This is a genomic window from Lysinibacillus macroides (assembly GCF_001281525.1).
In the GTDB taxonomy this organism is placed as follows: domain Bacteria; phylum Bacillota; class Bacilli; order Bacillales_A; family Planococcaceae; genus Lysinibacillus; species Lysinibacillus macroides.
In genome coordinates, this window is sequence record NZ_LGCI01000010.1 from 603486 (window position 1) to 620960 (window position 17475).

General features: G+C 38.8%; 16 protein-coding genes and 1 pseudogene. 4 read left to right on the top strand and 13 right to left on the bottom strand.

The features are described 5' to 3' along the window. Window positions 1-325 precede the first annotated feature (325 nt). Both hpaB and recD2 read right to left on the bottom strand, forming a co-directional pair. On the bottom strand, window positions 326-1759 hold the full coding sequence (hpaB, locus tag ADM90_RS17760; RefSeq protein WP_053996249.1) for a 4-hydroxyphenylacetate 3-monooxygenase, oxygenase component: 1434 nt from the start codon (window positions 1757-1759) through the stop codon (window positions 326-328). Between the two features lie 130 nt (window positions 1760-1889). Continuing rightward, a complete protein-coding gene (gene recD2, locus ADM90_RS17765; RefSeq protein WP_053996250.1) occupies window positions 1890-4322 on the bottom strand; it encodes an SF1B family DNA helicase RecD2 in 2433 nt (810 codons plus the stop codon). 268 nt (window positions 4323-4590) lie between these two features. Here recD2 and hisA point away from each other — a divergent pair, with 268 nt between their 5' ends. The 3 genes from hisA to ADM90_RS17780 all read left to right on the top strand — a co-directional run bounded on the left by hisA (window position 4591) and on the right by ADM90_RS17780 (window position 6554). Beyond that, window positions 4591-5358: a phosphoribosylformimino-5-aminoimidazole carboxamide ribotide isomerase gene (gene hisA, locus ADM90_RS17770; protein ID WP_053996251.1), complete on the top strand. Its 768-nt coding sequence runs from the start codon at window positions 4591-4593 to the stop codon at window positions 5356-5358. Beyond that, entirely contained in the window at window positions 5355-5642 is a 288-nt protein-coding gene (locus ADM90_RS17775; RefSeq protein WP_053996252.1) for a hypothetical protein, read from the top strand. Before hisA ends, ADM90_RS17775 begins: the two co-directional genes overlap by 4 nt. 192 nt (window positions 5643-5834) lie before the next feature. Next, window positions 5835-6554 carry a GTP pyrophosphokinase gene (locus ADM90_RS17780; RefSeq protein WP_053996253.1) on the top strand — a complete coding sequence of 240 codons (720 nt, stop codon included), beginning with the start codon at window positions 5835-5837 and terminating at the stop codon, window positions 6552-6554. Window positions 6555-6648: 94 nt separating this feature from the next. Here the strand turns inward: ADM90_RS17780 and ADM90_RS17785 are convergent, their stop codons facing one another. The 5 genes from ADM90_RS17785 to cymR form a co-directional block, all read right to left on the bottom strand. After that, a complete protein-coding gene (locus tag ADM90_RS17785) occupies window positions 6649-8091 on the bottom strand; it encodes a DHA2 family efflux MFS transporter permease subunit (RefSeq protein ID WP_053996254.1) in 1443 nt (480 codons plus the stop codon). 189 nt (window positions 8092-8280) lie between these two features. Beyond that, window positions 8281-8940, bottom strand: coding sequence for a tetratricopeptide repeat protein (locus ADM90_RS17790; RefSeq protein WP_053996255.1), 660 nt, complete (start codon window positions 8938-8940; stop codon window positions 8281-8283). Between the two features lie 73 nt (window positions 8941-9013). Then, window positions 9014-10138, bottom strand: a complete 1125-nt coding sequence (mnmA, locus tag ADM90_RS17795; protein ID WP_053996256.1) for a tRNA 2-thiouridine(34) synthase MnmA — start codon at window positions 10136-10138, stop codon at window positions 9014-9016. Window positions 10139-10182: 44 nt separating this feature from the next. Further along, entirely contained in the window at window positions 10183-11331 is a 1149-nt protein-coding gene (locus ADM90_RS17800) for a cysteine desulfurase family protein (protein ID WP_053996257.1), read from the bottom strand. Window positions 11332-11425: 94 nt separating this feature from the next. After that, entirely contained in the window at window positions 11426-11845 is a 420-nt protein-coding gene (cymR, locus tag ADM90_RS17805) for a cysteine metabolism transcriptional regulator CymR (protein ID WP_053996725.1), read from the bottom strand. Between the two features lie 182 nt (window positions 11846-12027). Between cymR and ADM90_RS17810 the strand changes: the two genes are divergently transcribed. After that, the gene (locus ADM90_RS17810; protein WP_053996258.1) at window positions 12028-13317 is read left to right on the top strand and encodes a replication-associated recombination protein A; all 1290 of its coding nucleotides are present in this window, start codon (window positions 12028-12030) and stop codon (window positions 13315-13317) included. A gap of 44 nt (window positions 13318-13361) precedes the next feature. Here the strand turns inward: ADM90_RS17810 and ADM90_RS17815 are convergent, their stop codons facing one another. The 6 genes and pseudogenes from ADM90_RS17815 to ADM90_RS17840 all read right to left on the bottom strand — a co-directional run bounded on the left by ADM90_RS17815 (window position 13362) and on the right by ADM90_RS17840 (window position 17474). Continuing rightward, window positions 13362-14078 carry a hypothetical protein gene (locus ADM90_RS17815; protein ID WP_053996259.1) on the bottom strand — a complete coding sequence of 239 codons (717 nt, stop codon included), beginning with the start codon at window positions 14076-14078 and terminating at the stop codon, window positions 13362-13364. A gap of 229 nt (window positions 14079-14307) precedes the next feature. Further along, on the bottom strand, window positions 14308-14829 hold the full coding sequence (locus tag ADM90_RS17820; RefSeq protein ID WP_053996260.1) for a hypothetical protein: 522 nt from the start codon (window positions 14827-14829) through the stop codon (window positions 14308-14310). Window positions 14830-15039: 210 nt separating this feature from the next. Continuing rightward, a complete protein-coding gene (locus tag ADM90_RS17825) occupies window positions 15040-15426 on the bottom strand; it encodes a hypothetical protein (protein ID WP_053996261.1) in 387 nt (128 codons plus the stop codon). A 91-nt stretch (window positions 15427-15517) separates the two neighbouring features. Then, window positions 15518-16279 carry a tRNA threonylcarbamoyladenosine dehydratase gene (locus ADM90_RS17830; RefSeq protein WP_053996262.1) on the bottom strand — a complete coding sequence of 254 codons (762 nt, stop codon included), beginning with the start codon at window positions 16277-16279 and terminating at the stop codon, window positions 15518-15520. 188 nt (window positions 16280-16467) lie between these two features. After that, window positions 16468-16737, bottom strand: a pseudogene (locus ADM90_RS17835) (HPr family phosphocarrier protein). Between the two features lie 17 nt (window positions 16738-16754). Continuing rightward, window positions 16755-17474, bottom strand: coding sequence for a sugar isomerase domain-containing protein (locus ADM90_RS17840; protein ID WP_053996263.1), 720 nt, complete (start codon window positions 17472-17474; stop codon window positions 16755-16757). Between the last annotated feature and the right edge of the window lies 1 nt (window position 17475).

A 17475-nucleotide genomic window follows, 5' to 3' on the forward strand; every position in this document is an offset into this window, starting at 1 on the left:
AGACATGCAAAAAAGCCCTCATCCCAATAAAGGGACGAGGACTTGTAACAATCTCGCGGTACCACCCTAGTTGTAAGCATGCAAAAATACTTACCTCTCTAGCACTTGTAACGTCAGTGAACGGCAGGGATTAGCTGCACTCTGGAGTAGCTTTCCGTAGTTGCGATTGTGAGGATTTTTTCAGCCTAGAAATCCCTTTCTTCTACACGCACAAAAACGTACTTGTTCCATCATCGTTTTTACTATAGCTCTATCGAAAATTATAAAAAAAATAAGTTCTACTGTCAATCAGCATAATGATCATGAATTATCTATTCGTAGGCAATTAATCGCGGTTCAAAAAATCCTCTACTCGCTTCACTAAATGCCCTCTGTCGTAACTTTTGTACAGGATGCTCGATAAACGAATAGGATCACCAAAGAAAAAGCGTTCATACAATGTTTGCCTTGTACCAAAGCTACTCATTGTTAAATCCCAAGCTAAGCGGAATTTTTGAACACGTTCCTCCCCACCATCTTGAAATGATTGCAAGTAGTGTGCAAGGTCACCCTCATCCTTAGCAAATGCTTGTGCACTTGGGATGGACATTAAGCCACTCGCGCCAAGCAATTGAATAATTTCGGTAAAGGTCGGATAGACTTTCGGAAAAATTTGAATAGCGACCTGTAATGTGGCAAGATCTGGTCTCACAAAGCCAAATTGATCTCGCTGTGCCTCGATTTCTGATTTTAAGAGCAATGCCTTCATCGTTTCTAATGTCACGATAATATCGACTACTTTTTGTTGTACATGCTGGTAATCACCAATATGAATGGTGTCAATAATGGACTGTACAACCCCTAGCACAAATTCTGTTTTCGCAATTTGGCGAGAAAGCACTTGGTGTAGTGTGTACGCCTGAAAGCCGCTAACATTCATAAAATGATTTGCGACATCTACATTTTCATAATAAAAAACGCGTTCCCATGGGACAATCACATCATCAAAAACAACAATAGCATCCATTTCTTCAAAACGAGCACTTAATGGATGATCAAAGGTCGAGTCTCCTCCTACAAAGGATTGTCGACATAAAAACTTTAAACCTGCTGTATTACTCGGTATAGAAAAGCCAAAAGCCTTCCATTCATCATAGCCATTGGTTGATAATACAAGCAGTTCGTCTGTGATACCTCCTTGTGTGGCAAGCAATCTTGCCCCTTTTATTACTAACCCTTTACTTGTTTTTCCCACAATTTTCGCAGCAATGGTCACTTCCTCATCCTCAATATAATAGCGCTTGCGATTTACTTGAGGCTCTATAAAGGTATGTGTCATTGTTAAATCATGCTCACGGGCATCATCATAAAACTGTAGTAAATGCTCTGGAAAACAGTTTGGCTTATCTTTTAAAAAGTCTGATGCTGAAGCTAAGGCCATTAATGTTGTGTTCATATAATCAGGACTTCTTCCCATAAAGCCATGAGAGGATAAAGCCCATTCTTGCGCAGCATAACGCCTTTTCACAAGGTCCTCTGGCGTTATCACTTGAAGGAAGGACATCCCCACCCTCTCTTTACTAGTTGGGGATTCATAGGTCATTGTTTCAAGAAGCTCCTGTTGATGCTGTAAATCAAAGAGCTTCGCTTGACTCTGCATAACCCCTTTAAATGCAGGATGCTCTGACACCTTTCCTGTCACGATTTCCCCATCTAGCGAAATATACGTGTTTAAAGCATCAATACGATCAATATATTGCTGTCCCGTTCGAATTGGCACGCTATCACCCCTAAATACCTCTATGTTTTTGTACTCATGTAGTATATGAAGTATTCAAATAGTAGGTGACATACGACTTATGACAAAAACCCGATTAGCCACGGCTAATCGGGTTCACATTTAACATACTTTAGTCTTCTAAAAAATCATAAGGTGATACATGCTCCATCCCAATCAGTGGATGAATAGTAGGCGCGGTTTCTACGGTAAGCTTATAGTCACTGGATATTGACTCCTGACGATCCCCATCTGCTATAGAAACTGCCTCTACTTCTACTAGTTCTTCAGCTACCTCCATTGGATTTAATCGTGCACGTAAGGAGGTAAAACGTTGAAGATCATCTGTACGCTGTAGGCCATCTGCCAGCACCTCTGCCTCACCACATAAAATCAAGAAATTTTTTGCCCGTGTAATGCCTGTATATAACAGATTGCGGCGTAGCATTTTCGAGTAGCCTCTTACAACAGGCATAATCACAGTTTGGAATTCAGAGCCCTGTGACTTATGAATAGAGCAGCAATAGGCAAGGGTTAGCTGATTGAGATCACCACGCTGGTACGTTACCTCAATGCCGTCGAAGGATACAACTAGTAAATCCTGCTTTTCGATTGTTTCCTTCGCCTTAATAATACTAACAACTTCCCCCATGTCCCCATTAAAAACATTGCTTTCAGGCTGATTGACAAGCTGTAGCACTTTGTCTTTGATGCGATAAGTGGTATCGCCAAAAACGAGCTCTTTGCGTGTACCTGTATCATTAGGGTTAATCAGCTCTTGAATCATTTTGTTTAAATTGTCAATACCAGCTGGTCCTTTATACATAGGCGCAAGCACTTGAATATTGCGAATTTCTTGCCCTTTTGCAACAGCACTTTTGACCACCTGTGTAACGACATTTGCTACTTGATCGGCGGATGCTTTAATAAATGAACGATCCGTTGTTTTCATCGTTAAATTATTAGGAATCGTTCCTTTTTTTATTTGATGGGCTAGTTCGATAATCGTTGAACCTTCTGCTTGTCTATAAACATCTGTTAATTCAACCGTTGGCAGCTGTTTTGATGCCAATAAATCCTTAAGAACCTGTCCTGGACCTACTGGCGGAAGCTGATCTTGGTCGCCAACCAAAACTACCTGTACATCCTCATGTAAAGCCTTTAATAGTTGATGGGCAAGCCAGGTATCAACCATTGACATCTCATCCACAATAATGAGCTTCCCTGTCACCTCTCGCTCTGTTTCTTCCTCTTTTTCTTGCCCTGTAAAGCCGAGTAAACGATGGATGGTCATTGCAGGAAGCTCTGTTGATTCAGCCAAGCGTTTAGCAGCACGTCCTGTTGGGGCACAAAGAATAATAGGAAAAGGCTGTTCTTTTTGAGCATATTCCTTTGGATTTAATGATAACCCATGAAGCTGTGCATAGACTTCAACAATCCCACGTACAACCGTTGTTTTCCCAGTACCAGGTCCACCTGTTAAAATCATTACCGCTGAATTTAGAGCCTGCTCAATGGCATTCGCCTGTGTCTCTGCATAGGTGACATTCAGTCGCTCCTCTGTTTCACCAATTGCTTTGCGAATTTCATCCTTACTAAAATGCTCTGCCTTTCGATTCCGTTCAATAAGGGTCACTATTTTGGAGGCAATCCCTACCTCTGAAAAATACAGAGAGGGCAAATACAACCTTGTTTCCTCCCCACAAATCTTGCTTTCTTCTCGTAGCTCTATACATGCCTGTGAAATAGCCTCAAACGGAATTTCCTGCTGTTGACTTTGCTCCAGCATATCCTTGACAAGTGGTAAAACATGTTCTGCATCCAAATAAACATGACCATCCGATAAAGCCGCTGTATTTAATATATGCAAAATAGCTGCCTTAACACGGTCAGGATGATTGCCTGTCATCCCTAATTTCGCGCCCAGCTCATCTGCTCGAAAGAAGCCAATCCCTTCAATATCCTCAATAAGGCGATATGGATTTTCCATTAGTAGCTCTATTGCCTCTGTACGATAGGTTTGATAAATTTTCATACCAAGCTGTGGGCCAAACCCCCACTCATTCAGCTGAATCATTACACGCTCTAAGCCGAGATTTTGTTCGATGGTGCTACGAATAGTCTCTTTTTTATCTGCTGATAGGCGCGGTACAATATCTAATGCACTAGGGTCCTCCAAAATCAGCCTCAATGCATTCGCACCAAGCTTCTCAACAATCGTTTCGGCTGTTTTTTTACCAATCCCCACAAATAAATCGCTCGATAAATAATGAATAATTCCTTGTTCAGTTGCTGGTACTTCCTTCGCAAATGTTTCAATTTGAAATTGCACACCATACTTTGGATGCTGCTTTAAGTTACCTGTAAAACGGTATTGCTCATCCATTTGTAGTGGTGGAAAATAACCAACAACAATTATTTCTTTATCTTCATATTGCAAATTTGTTTCTTGAATTTTCACACGCACAATGGAATACATATTTTGTGCATTATGAAAGATGGAAACAATTGGACGTCCGAGTATAAAAAACTTATTAAGCTCAAATAAATCGAATTGGTCTGTCATGTTCGGGTTCGTCCTTTCGTATCATTGTCAATCCTTTTATTTTACCATAGCCTTTGCAAAATAGTGATATCAAAAATATTTTCGCTCTCTTATTCTTATATTATTTCGATAAATGACAATTCTCTGCTTTTATGATTCTTTCCATGCTATGATAGAATCAATGACATCTTGTGTGGCATCCACCAAGGCTTTATCTCGATACAGCAGTGGTTTACATCTCTACTGGCTCAAGATAAATAAGAATTTGTACGGAAGGATTGTGAAATGATTGGAATTTAGACCTTGCATTGATTTACACGACGGCAAAGTAAAGCAAATTGTTGGAAGTACACTAGGTTATACAGATCAAACAGTCGTTGAAAACTTTATTTCTAGTCATGATGCCAGTTACTATGCCCAAATGTTTGCGCATGATCAATTAACGGGCGGACATGTTATTATGCTCGGTCCAGGAAATGAGAAGGCTGCCTTAGCTGCTTTAGCCGCTTATCCTCAAGGCCTACAAATTGGTGGTGGCATTACGACTGACAATGCACAACAATATATTGACGCAGGTGCTTCACATGTAATTGTTACTTCCTTTATCTTTCATGATGGTCAACTAAATATAGCGCGTTTAAAGCAACTACAACAGCTCATTGGCAAGGAACATCTTGTGATTGATCTAAGCTGTAAAATGCGAGATGGTAAATGGTTCGTGATGACCGATAAATGGACAAAATTTAGTAATTTTGAGGTCAATGCTGAATCTATTGCTTATATCGAAAGCTTCTGTGATGAGCTGCTGATTCATGCGGTAGATGTAGAAGGGAAAAAGGGTGGGATGCAGGAAAGCTTAGTACGTGATTTAGCTGCTTGGACATCCATCCCCACAACCTATGCAGGCGGCGTTCGTTCATTGGAGGATTTAGCAAAGTTTAACGATTTAGCCAATGGAAGGCTTCATGTCACAATTGGTAGTGCCCTCTCTATTTTTGGTGGAGATCTACCGTATACAGATGTAGTAAAATATTGTAAAGAAGGCGGGATACTGTGAATCTTATCTACAAAGAATATGTTTTTCCTTTTCAAGAAACAAATTTAGAGCGTATTATTGATGGCAAATATTTTAAGGTCAATAAAAGAGATCACTCTCTTGCTATACAGATTCAGCTTGATAATGAGCAAATGCTGCTTGAGTTTTCTAAATCCTTAAAGGCAACGTGTGGCTTCCTGCGTGACCAAGAAACAGAGCCTTATATTGAAACATCTATTGATTTGCAAGTATTTGTCGATGAATTCAATAAACGTTATAACTTAAATGCTAAAATTATTGCTTAAAGCAAAGGGGTTCCCTTTGCTTTCTTTTTATTTAATGAAACCTTTTTCCCTTTATAACGGTTATATAGTAGGTCTCTTCTTATTGAAGAATACAAAAATATCCAATTATTAGCTAATTCATTGCGATTCATAACTTCTCTACATACAATAAGATTAACAAGGGATACACTTAGAAGAAAGGATGAATAACAAATGAAAACTGAACATGAGATAGCATCTTTCGCATCATTTCAAACAGAGCTAACTCGCTTCTTTTTAGCCTATAAATCGGCTTTACAGGAAGTGGAAACAAAAATTAATATTTTACAAGAAGAATTTAAGCTGATTCATGAATATAATCCAATCGAGCATGTTTCAACACGTATGAAATCGCCCAAAAGTATTTTAGCTAAAATCATGAAAAGAGGCATCCATCCATCACTTGAAGCCATTCGTGAAAATATTCGTGATATAGCAGGTGCTCGTATTACATGTTCCTTTGTAGAGGATATTTATAAAGTTAGTGCTATGCTACAGGCACAACATGATATTGAGATTGTAGAGATTAAAGACTATATTGCCAAGCCCAAGGAAAATGGTTATCAGAGTCTTCATCTTATTATAAAAGTACCAATTTTTATGTCTGATCGTATGGCTAAGGTTTACACAGAAATTCAAATTCGCACAATTGCTATGGATTTTTGGGCAAGCCTGGAGCATAAAATTTATTATAAATATAACAAGGAAGTGCCTGAGCATATTCGTATAGAATTAAAAGAAGCCGCTCTCCAGGCTGCTGAATTAGACCGCAAGATGGAACGACTGAATAAAGAAATTAATATTTTAAAGGAAAATGAGACTGAACCTCCATTACTAGATAGCCCCATAACATATCTAGCTAAATATTTAACACAGCTTCCGCCTCATCAATAATTAAAAATCCGCTTTACTTTCTGCAAGGAGAGCACGAGCCAAAGCGAGGCCTCGTGCTCTTGCTTTTCCTACAGCAGCTACACGGATTTTGCCTTTATCTACTTTCTTTAGATTTTGTGGCGATAAAGAAGGAGAAAATCAGGGCACAAATAGCAAAGGCGAAGGCTGTGATATAAACATAGCTTACACCACTCGCAATGGTTTCCTTTAAAAAGCTTACTTCTTCAGTGCGGAAACCGCCTTTTGCGAATTCGCCATTTAATTGAATTTCACCTTTTCCTAATGAAGCTATTTTTTCACTCGTTGCTAGGTTGAAAATCATGCCAAATAACGCTGCACCAACTGCCTGACTAAATGTGTTGGTAAAAGAATTTAAGCCAATGGATATACCAAGTTGCTTTGGATGAGCCACTTTTTGAATAGAAATCATTAGCATCGGCATAATAAAGCCCATGCCAAGCCCTATTAATGAGGAGCCAATATAAACGCTGTAATCACTAGAGCCTGCAGATAGTCGTGCCAGCAAAATCGTTCCTACTATTAATAAAACCGTGCCCATTTGAATAATGCGTTTATTCGTTAAACGTCCAATTAAATAACCAGCTGTAATGGAGTTCACCGTCCAAAAAACAGACATGGGTGTTAATAATAAGCCTGCCTGTGTAGCGTTTTTACCAAGAACACTTTGCGCAAATATCGGAATATACACTGTTACGCCAATTACAATAGACATCGCACTTAAGGTTAATGCATTAATCACCATAAGACGACCATTTTTAAACAATGTTAATGGAATAATGGGCTCCTCTGCTCGTAGCTCCACCCAAATAAAAATACTTAAAAAGATAACGGCCGTGCCAAACATGAGTAGTGACTGGCTCGATAACCAAGCCTGTGTTTTACTGTTATCAATAATGACATATAAGAGTGCCACCATACCAATAGTGAATAATGTCGCACCTAAATAATCAATTTTACGCTTCACTGCCTCTAACTGTTCCTGGTAATGCTTAACAATTAAATAAATTGAAGCTAAGCCAAATGGTACATTAATAAAGAAGATAAAGTGCCATGACACTTGGTCAACAATAAAGCCACCAAATAATGGACCGACAACGCCCGATACACCCCATACCATACTTAAATAGCTTTGTCCTTTAGCTCGTGCTTTTTCAGTCTTAAATAGCTCACCAACCATCGTTAATGTAATCGGTAAAATAGAGCCTGCCCCAATCCCTTGAATCGCACGAAAGACAATTAATTGCTCCATTGATTGGGCTAAACCACATAACATAGAGCCAATTAAAAAAATAATAATACCAATAATAATCATCCGCTTACGTCCAAATAAATCGGCTAGCTTACCAAAAATAATCGCTGCAATCGCAGAAGCTAATAAATAAGCAGAATAAATCCAGCTTATTAAGTCCACGCCTAATAAGTCAGCCGTAATACTTGGAATAGCGGTACTCACAATCGTTCCTTCAATTGCTGCTAATGCTGTTACAAGTAATAGTGCAATAAATACTTTATTCATGTTGTCACCTTTTCTTTTCCTTTCCTGCATGACATACCTTAACAAGTTTGAATCAAAAATAAAAGAGGAAAGAATAAATTTTATAAAAAATCGTGGCCCTTCACCATCATCAGAGTTAGCCTTCTACTTTTTTAATATATAAACAAAAAGCAGCAAGTTTATAACACTTGCTACTTTTATAAGCATGTATTAGTTAAAACGCTGGGCAATCATATCGTAAATATAACGTGCTTGGTCGTATTCAGGTTGTAGTGTAAAGGCTTGTTTTAAATGATACATTGCGTTCTCTGTTTGCTCTGTGGATACTGCATAAAGAACACCTAAATTATAGTGTGCATCTGCATTATTCCAATCCTGCTCAATTAATAAATCCAGCTCCCTCTTCCCTTCCTGAAACATTTCAAGTGCACATAGCACAATGGCGTAGGCTAAACGAATTTGTGTATCCTCAGGAGCAAGCTCTACTGCACGTTGTAAATAGGGCAGTGCTAATTTCGGATTTTCCATGCGCTCAAAGCATTTTCCCATCATGTAATAGACATCTGCACCCTCAATTTGATGTGTTAATGCTTGTTCATAAAGCTTTGCAGCCTCAGCATAGCGCTCCGCATTATAGTACAGATTAGCTAAGCCATAATAAGCAGTAGCTGCTGTTGCATCAACTGTAATCGCCTTTTGGAAGAAACGCTCTGCACGCTCAGTATCCTCTAATACAGCTAATAAATTTCCAAAATTAATATAGCCAATCGCATTATTAGGCTCTGCTTCTATCGCTTTTGTAAATAGTTGGGCAGCATCCTCATAGCGCTTGTCTTGAAATGCTTGAATACCCTGTTCATTATAATTCATTAATCTTCACCTCTATGTAGCGAAAGACTGCTCTTATAAAGCCAAAAGGCAGTAAAAGCAGTCTAAACGCAAATTATCCAACATATGTTAGTTTTTCATTACTTTTAAACACTTCATCAATTGTTCCGCCACCCATACACTCTTCTCCATTATAGAGCACAACAGCTTGTCCTGGTGTAATGGCACGAACAGGCTCTGCAAATGTAATATGTGCTCGACCATCTGGTAAAATTTCAACTTCTACTGGCGTATCTGTTTGACGATAACGGAATTTTGCTGTGCAAGAAAATTTCCCAGGCAATTTTTTTGTCGAAGTATAGTTCATTTTCACAGCCGTTAATGAGGTAGAATACGAATACTGATTGTCAAAACCTTGGCCAACAAGTAGCACATTACGGGCTAAATCTTTCCCTAGCACAAACCATGGCTCGCCGTCTCCACCAATACCAAGACCATGTCGTTGTCCAAGTGTATAGTACATTAAACCATCGTGTTGACCCATTTCAACCCCATCCATTGTCTCCATTTTACCAGGCTGTGCAGGTAAATATTGGCTCAGGAACTCCTTGAAATTTCGTTCTCCGATAAAGCAAATACCTGTTGAATCCTTTTTCTTAGCTGTTGCAAGACCTGCTTCTTCAGCAATTTTACGTACTTCTTTTTTCTCAATATCGCCAATTGGGAACATCACGTGTGCTAATTGCTCCTGTGATAGTTGGTTTAAAAAGTATGTTTGATCTTTGTTGTCATCGACACTGCGCAACATTTTTACCTCACCATCACCACTACGATCAATACGCGCATAGTGACCTGTCGCTAAATAATCTGCGCCAAGGCTCATCGCATGCTCTAAAAAGGCTTTAAATTTAATTTCTTTATTGCACATAACATCAGGATTTGGTGTACGTCCTGCCTTATATTCTTCTAAAAAGTATGAGAATACTTTATCCCAATATTGCTTTTCAAAGTTAACCGCATAGTATGGAATACCGATTTGATTACACACTTTTATCACATCATCATAATCTTCTGTTGCTGTACAAACCCCATTTTCATCTGTATCATCCCAATTTTTCATAAAAATCCCGATGACTTCATACCCTTGCTGTTTTAAGAGATATGCAGCCACCGAAGAATCTACCCCACCTGACATGCCAACGACAACACGAATTTGTGAGGGGTCACGTGTTTCTTTCATTGTGGTCACCTTTTCTTTTATCTAATTGCTATAATGCTTTACGATTATTTTTTAGCTAGTCTTTGCACAATTTTAGCTGTTTTTTCAGCTGCATCTTGAATATCTTTTTCCGTTAAATCCTGTCCAAAGCTAAAGCGAATGGAATTGCGTAGCTCCTCTGCCCCCTGACCAAACATCGCAACAAGCACATGTGATGGATCAATGGAACCTGCTGTACATGCTGAACCACTGGATGCACAAATACCAGCCATATCGAGATTCACTAAAAAGGATTCCACTTCCATCCCTTTAAAGCTAATATTTAAAATATGAGGCAATGCATGCTCCCTATCCCCATTTAGATGGAACATTAACTTTTCTTGTGCAAAAATATTAAGCATCATCTGCTTAAAGTGATTGTATAGTGAACGCTTTTCTTCACGCAACTTATTTGCCACTTGCACAGCAGTCGCAAAGCCAATAATGGCAGGAATATTTTCAGTACCTGCACGACGTTTCTTCTCTTGTGCGCCCCCTAATGCATAGCTTGCCAGAGGTGTTCCTGCCTTTTGATAAAGGAAGCCAATGCCTTTAGGACCATTCATTTTATGAGCAGTCACACTCAATAAATCTACCTGTAATGTGGCTACATCAATCGCCTCTAAACCATAAGCCTGCACTGCATCTGTATGGAATGTGGCTGTATGCTCACGCAATAGCTCCCCGATTTCAGCAATAGGCTGAAGGGTGCCAACCTCATTATTCCCATACATAATTGTCACTAAAATCGTATCTTCGCGCAGCGCTTTTTGTACTTCCTCCACTGCTACACGTCCCGTTTGATCTACTGGTAAATAAGTTACCTCAAAGCCATCACGCTCAAGCTTTTCACAAGTATGCAATACTGCATGATGCTCGATTTGTGTTGTAATGATATGTTTGCCTTCTTTAGCCCGAGCATAGGCAGTTCCTATAATCGCTGTATTATCAGCCTCTGTGCCACCACTTGTCAAGATAATTTCTCCTGATTTGGCCCCAATAGACTGAGCTAATACTTCACGAGCATCATCTAAATATTTCCGTGCCTCTCGACCAGCCCCATGAATACTTGATGCATTGCCAAATACTTGATGCATCGCTGTCGTCATCGCTGCTATTACTTGGTCATTCATTGGGGATGTAGCTGCATGATCGAGATAAATATGTGAATTCATATTGAAAACTCCTTTTGATAAAAAGCGCTGAAGCTATCGTGCTCATTGTAAATTTAATGCAAAGAATAAAGCTATGAGCAGCGCCTTGAACATTTTAAATATAGAACATATAGCCGTCAACAACATTCTCTTCTGTGTATTGTGCTAAATCTTCAATCGTTGTTGTATCTAACACATTTTTTACAGCATCACGAATGCGTAGCCATAGTTCTCGTTGTGGTGCTTCCTCATTTTCAATACCTTCTACTGGTTGAATTGGTCCCTCTAATACGCTAATCACATGTGCTGCAGAAATTTCACTAGGTGGATTCGCAAGCATATAACCACCATAAGCACCACGTACGCTTTTTACTAAGCCCGAGTTACGAAGCGGTGATACCAATTGCTCTAAATATGCCTCAGAAAGCTCCTTTTCAGCCGCAATTTTACGCAAAGGAATAGGACCTTCCCCGTAATGCTTTGCTAATTCAATCATAATTGTTAGCCCATAACGGCCCTTTGTTGAAATCTTCATTTTATCACCCTCAATTAGTCTAGTCAAAAATACTACCAACAGTATATCATAATCTCCTCTTGAATAACTCGGAAATACACTTCGAAGGATATGATATACTAATAAATGCCGTTTAGCTATCAACACGAATGTTTTATTTTCGCACAGAAGCATTTTATAATCGGCTGAAAGGAGGAATGATTATGCACAATGAACCACTTGCTTTTCGTATGCGTCCTTTAACCCTTGATGAAGTAGTAGGTCATCAGGATTTTATTGGACCTACTACAGCGCTTTATAAAATGATTCACAATGGACATGTACCTTCTATGCTCCTTTACGGGGAACCTGGCATCGGTAAAACATCGATTGCCAATGCGATAGCAGGTAGCTCAAAGCTCCCTTTCTTTGCTCTGAATGCAACGCGAGCAGGTAAAAAAGATGTTGAAGATATTGTACAGGAAGCTAGAATCTCAGGGAAAGTCCTTCTTTTTTTAGATGAAATTCACCGCTTCAATAAACTTCAGCAAGATACTTTACTACCCCATGTTGAAAATGGTTCGATTGTGTTAATTGGCGCCACAACAGAAAATCCTTATCATGATGTGAACCCCGCTATCCGTTCGCGCTGTGGAGAAATCTATCAACTTAAACGGTTAACAATAGAAAATATTATAGCGCTTATTCAAAAGGCCCTTGCTGATGACAAACGTGGGCTAGGTAAATATCATTTTGCCTTAACAGAGAAGCAAATCGAGTTGATTGCTGGAGCTGCGAATGGAGATGCACGAAAGGCATTGACTTTACTAGAATCCATTTATTATGCGAGTGACGAAGTGGATGGTCAAACCATTGCAGCAGATCATATTATTGAACACCTTAGTAGTCGGATTGGGGTTTATGGTGATAAGAAAGGCTCGCATTTTTATAACTTACTATCTGCATTGCAAAAATCTGTACGTGGCAGTGATACCAATGCTGCCCTATATTATTTAGCCCATTTATTAGAAATAGGTGACTTAGTCGCTGTTAGCAGACGTTTACTTGTGATGGCATACGAGGATATTGGTCTTGCCAACCCTGCTACTGGTCCTCATGTGTTAGCTGCGGTACAAGCAGCAGAGCGCTTAGGATTACCAGAGGCACGTATACCGCTTGCCAATGCCGTTATTGAAATGTGCCTTGCCTCAAAATCGAATTCAGCGATTGTAGCAATTGATGCAGCGATTGCAGCGATTCACGAAGGCAAAACAGGTGATATTCCTCATCATTTGCGAGATGCGCATTATGGGGGTGCAAAAGATTTAGGACATGTTGGCTATCAGTATCCACATCACACACCGATTGGCACGTTTGGTGGTTGGGTAGACCAGCAATACTTACCAGACGAACTTGTAGGAACAGAATTCTATCAACCTGTTATTGCTGGTGAGGAAAAACGTATGGCAGGCATCTACGAAAAGCTTAAATCCTTTCATCAACATAAAAAGTAACATCACTTAAAGAAAGTGATGTTACTTTTTATCAAAGAAACCGTTTATCCTGTAAAGCTTGGGTTATGTGTTGTGTAGCGGTCTTTATAAAATCGATTTAATGTCTCTGCTATATTGCGAAGTGATGGCAAAATTGCTGCTTCTCCACCTTCGTCACGTAGCTTACTATGCAAAAATGCAATTAATTTATACGATTGAGACAATAGACTTGTAAATTCTTGCGTATGTTCCCGCACTTCAAAGCGAATAGCTTTAACCGCTACAGCCTGTGCCACCTTTTGCTCTCTTGTCTCAAAACAGGGCTCTTGACGTACTTCATCATCGCTCACTCGATATAGTAATCTTAATGTGCTATAGACCTCTCGATTATCACGAAAACGTTCCTTCAGCCACTGCAACACAAATTGTAAAAGAATAACTGCATACATAAAGGAAAGGCATTCATCACCACGCGATTTTTTCGCTAAACGCTGGAAATACTCGGCTTGCGTCACTAGTTCAAATAAAATTAAGCGAATAGGATATAACATGGCGTGACCGCTATTAATATATAAATTTTCTCGATCTCTGTACATAGCCAGCCAAACATCCTTGACCAATGAAATGGATTTTCTTGTAGAGAGTGCTAATTGACATTGAATAAGCTGATGCTCAATCGTCGGTTGTAGTAGTCGTTGAAATAAAAGCTCATCTTCCTCACTCACAAGTAATAGTGGTTTTTCTAAATTTGCTATATCTATTTCTATACCGTTTACAAACATTGTCTAGCCTCCTTCACACTTAATCCGATAAATTACCTGTTTTTAACTATAATTCGACAAAAAATCATAAATACCTTTTGGCTTTTTACTTTTTACACCATAAAAAGAATCTATGAAGCTTCAGCAATCAAATTTTTCAACAGCAAAACGTGTAGAAAAATAAAATTTAATCTCAGAAGTCACATAGATTCTTATAGGCTACAGGCAAAAATAAATCGTCCTTTATTGGTTAAGCAAATGTTAATTCATGGTCAACAAACACTTTAAGCTGAAGAAGACATTGCTTCGTATCACCCTTTTGGGCAAGAACTTCATGGCGTATTGTTGCCACTTTTTCTTCATCCTCCATTACTTCCTTCAAAAGAGCAAAAATAGTTGTTACTAACTGGTCATTCTCTTCCTGATCAATATTTGGGAGCGAATAGGCTGCTACTTTTAATAACTGCTCCACTTGTTCAGGCGTTTTTTGCAAGGCATTGGATGAATAATACATTGATATAGCTAAAAAATAGCATAGCTTTGCATAGCAGTCGATAAACAAATGCCAATACGTATTCGCACTTGGTAACTCTCCTGCCTGCTTCTCAACATAGTCCTTATAAAAAGTTGTCGCTTGTTTATATAAAGGATTTAATTCTCTCATCGCTTTTGGATAATTATTAGAGGTATCCAAATAATCAAATACAATGGTATTCATTTTCTCTTGAAGTTTCACAATATCTAAATGGTCACGAATTACTTGAATTTCCATTTTTCCACTCTCCCATAGAATATTTGTTATTTAACGTCATGGCTATTCACTGAGTAGCTTTGCGCATCCAAAACAAATTGATCGATTATCCATCGGCATCACTCAAATTATAGCAATAAACTAAATAAATAAGGGTAGACATGAAAAAAATAAGACAATTTCGTGAATTAATAGCATTTTATATACATGAGGCGAACTATTTTGATAGAATTATATTCTTTGTACATAATCATCGAAAAGATCTAAATCCTTTGTTCGATCAATTATTTCTAAAATGCTCCCCTGTGCATATTTTTTTATACGTTGCTTTGGACTATAAAAATAAGCACAATTTTGGATGAGCCATTCACTAAGTGTTATATCACTAGCTGTTTGTTGATTTGTTAATATTCGTTTATGTCGAAGTATATCTGCCATTTGATAAAAGCCATCTGATAATTCATAGGCAGATACATCAAAGTTAAAAATAGGGCTGACAACCTGTCCAACATCGAAAATATGTATCGTTTGCTGTGCTTCATCTATCGCCAGCTCTACTGTACTAATTTCATCGAAAAGATTTAAGCCTTTATATTCCATTTGATAGATTTTCTCCATTTACAAATGCCCCCTTTTTACAATGCTTTTATTGTAGCATACAAAAAATAGCTGCCTAAAGATAGGAAAGGCAGCTATTTTTTCGACACGATTAACCTTGTACACGTGTAATTTTTATCTCTTTTAAAATCGTGTTCACAACCCAACTAGCAGCGATTAAACCTGCCACTGATGGCACAAAGGCGTTGGAAGAGGGCGGCATCTTTGCTTTACGAATCGCCGCATCAGGCTTCCCTACATGCTCAACAACATCTGGACGCACAACAATTGGACTTTCATCTGAAAATACAACTGTTACACCTTTATGAATCCCTTCTTTGCGTAGCTTTGTACGAATAATTTTCGCTAAAGGGTCTGTATGCGTTTTCGATATATCAGCAATTTGGAAGCGTGTAGGGTCCATTTTATTTGCTGCACCCATGCTAGAGATGATGGGAATATTACGCTTTAAACATTCTTTCATAATATGAATTTTATACATCACTGTATCACTAGCATCGATCACATAATCAATGCCCTGTGCAAAAAATTCCTCATATGTTTCCTCTGTATAAAACATATGCATATCAATGACTTCACATGCTGGGTTAATGTCAGCAATACGTTCTTTCATAATCGCTGATTTAGATTGGCCGATTGTAGAAAGATACGCTACTAATTGTCTATTAACATTCGTAATATCTACATTATCCTTATCCACTAAAATAATGCGACCAATGCCACTTCTTGCGCATGCTTCTGCAGCAAATGAGCCCACACCCCCTATACCAAGAACGGCTACTGTAGTATTTTTTAATTTCTCGAGACCCTCTGTTCCTATAGCGAGCTCGTTACGTGAAAACTGATGTAACATTCTGACACACTCTCCATCTATGAAATGTTATGATTAAACCTAGTTAGGCACTAAGATAAAGCAAGCCTATCTTACATTTTATCACGTTATTTATCAAGTAAAAATTTAAAAGGAGATAAATGGATTCGTGTTTACATCCATCTATCCCCTTTCAGCTTGTACGCTTTCCCTCTATTTTAAAAGGATTTTTAACATTCTTCCCCTATTTTCTTAGACACCATTAGCTCTGTCACAGTTTGCAATAACGTTTCAGCATCTGCTCCATCCACAGCAATTTCTACTATGCTACCTGGTGTTACCCCTAATGACATCACACCCATAATGGACTTTAGATTGACTGTCCTATTATTATGCGTTCAATCAACATTACTTTCAAACGGCGTTACAGCAGCCACAAGCAATGCCGCAGGTCTTGCATGAACTCCCTCTGATGTAGTAATTTTGTACATTCTTTTCATTCATAATGTCTCCATTGTCATGTGAATTTGATGCGATGCTGATAACTTGCCATCATTGTCTCATTATGCGAGCCATCTGTGTCCACATTATTACTAGTAAAAATAGGTAATGTTGTTGAAGTTGTCGCGATTTTCTCAATAACTTCACTAAACAGTGCATTTAAGAGGAGTGACCCAATCACCGTTGAGGCTGGCGCATATTGCAGATTATATCTATGTAATATACCATCACCAATTGGGATATGTGTATTGATCACAAGATCGACTACCTCTTCTAGTCGTTGTCCGCTATGATGACGTGTTGGCTGCTCTCTATAGGCCAGCGACTGGAGAGATAGCACAAATACCCCTGCATCCTTTGCAAGCAATGCCGCATCGATAGGGGCTGCATTTCTGCCAGAGGTTGAAATCACTAAACACACATCATTTTCATGAAAGTCAAATTGTTCCCTATACCGTTCAATAATGGTTGGGTCCTGTTCATTTTTAGATGAGGTTAATGCTCCCGCTTGCAATGTTAAAGGTTCAATAAAAATCGGACGTACAGGCACTAAACCTCCTGCACGATAAAATGCCTCCTGTGCTAACAGATAAGAATGCCCACAGCCAAATAATTGAAGAATGCCTCCCTTTTGCAGACGGTGTGCAATAATTTGAGCCGCTTCATGAAGACAAGCTGCCTCCTGCTTCTTGACAATCTGGATTAACTTTTCAATTTCAGAAAAATATGCATGCATC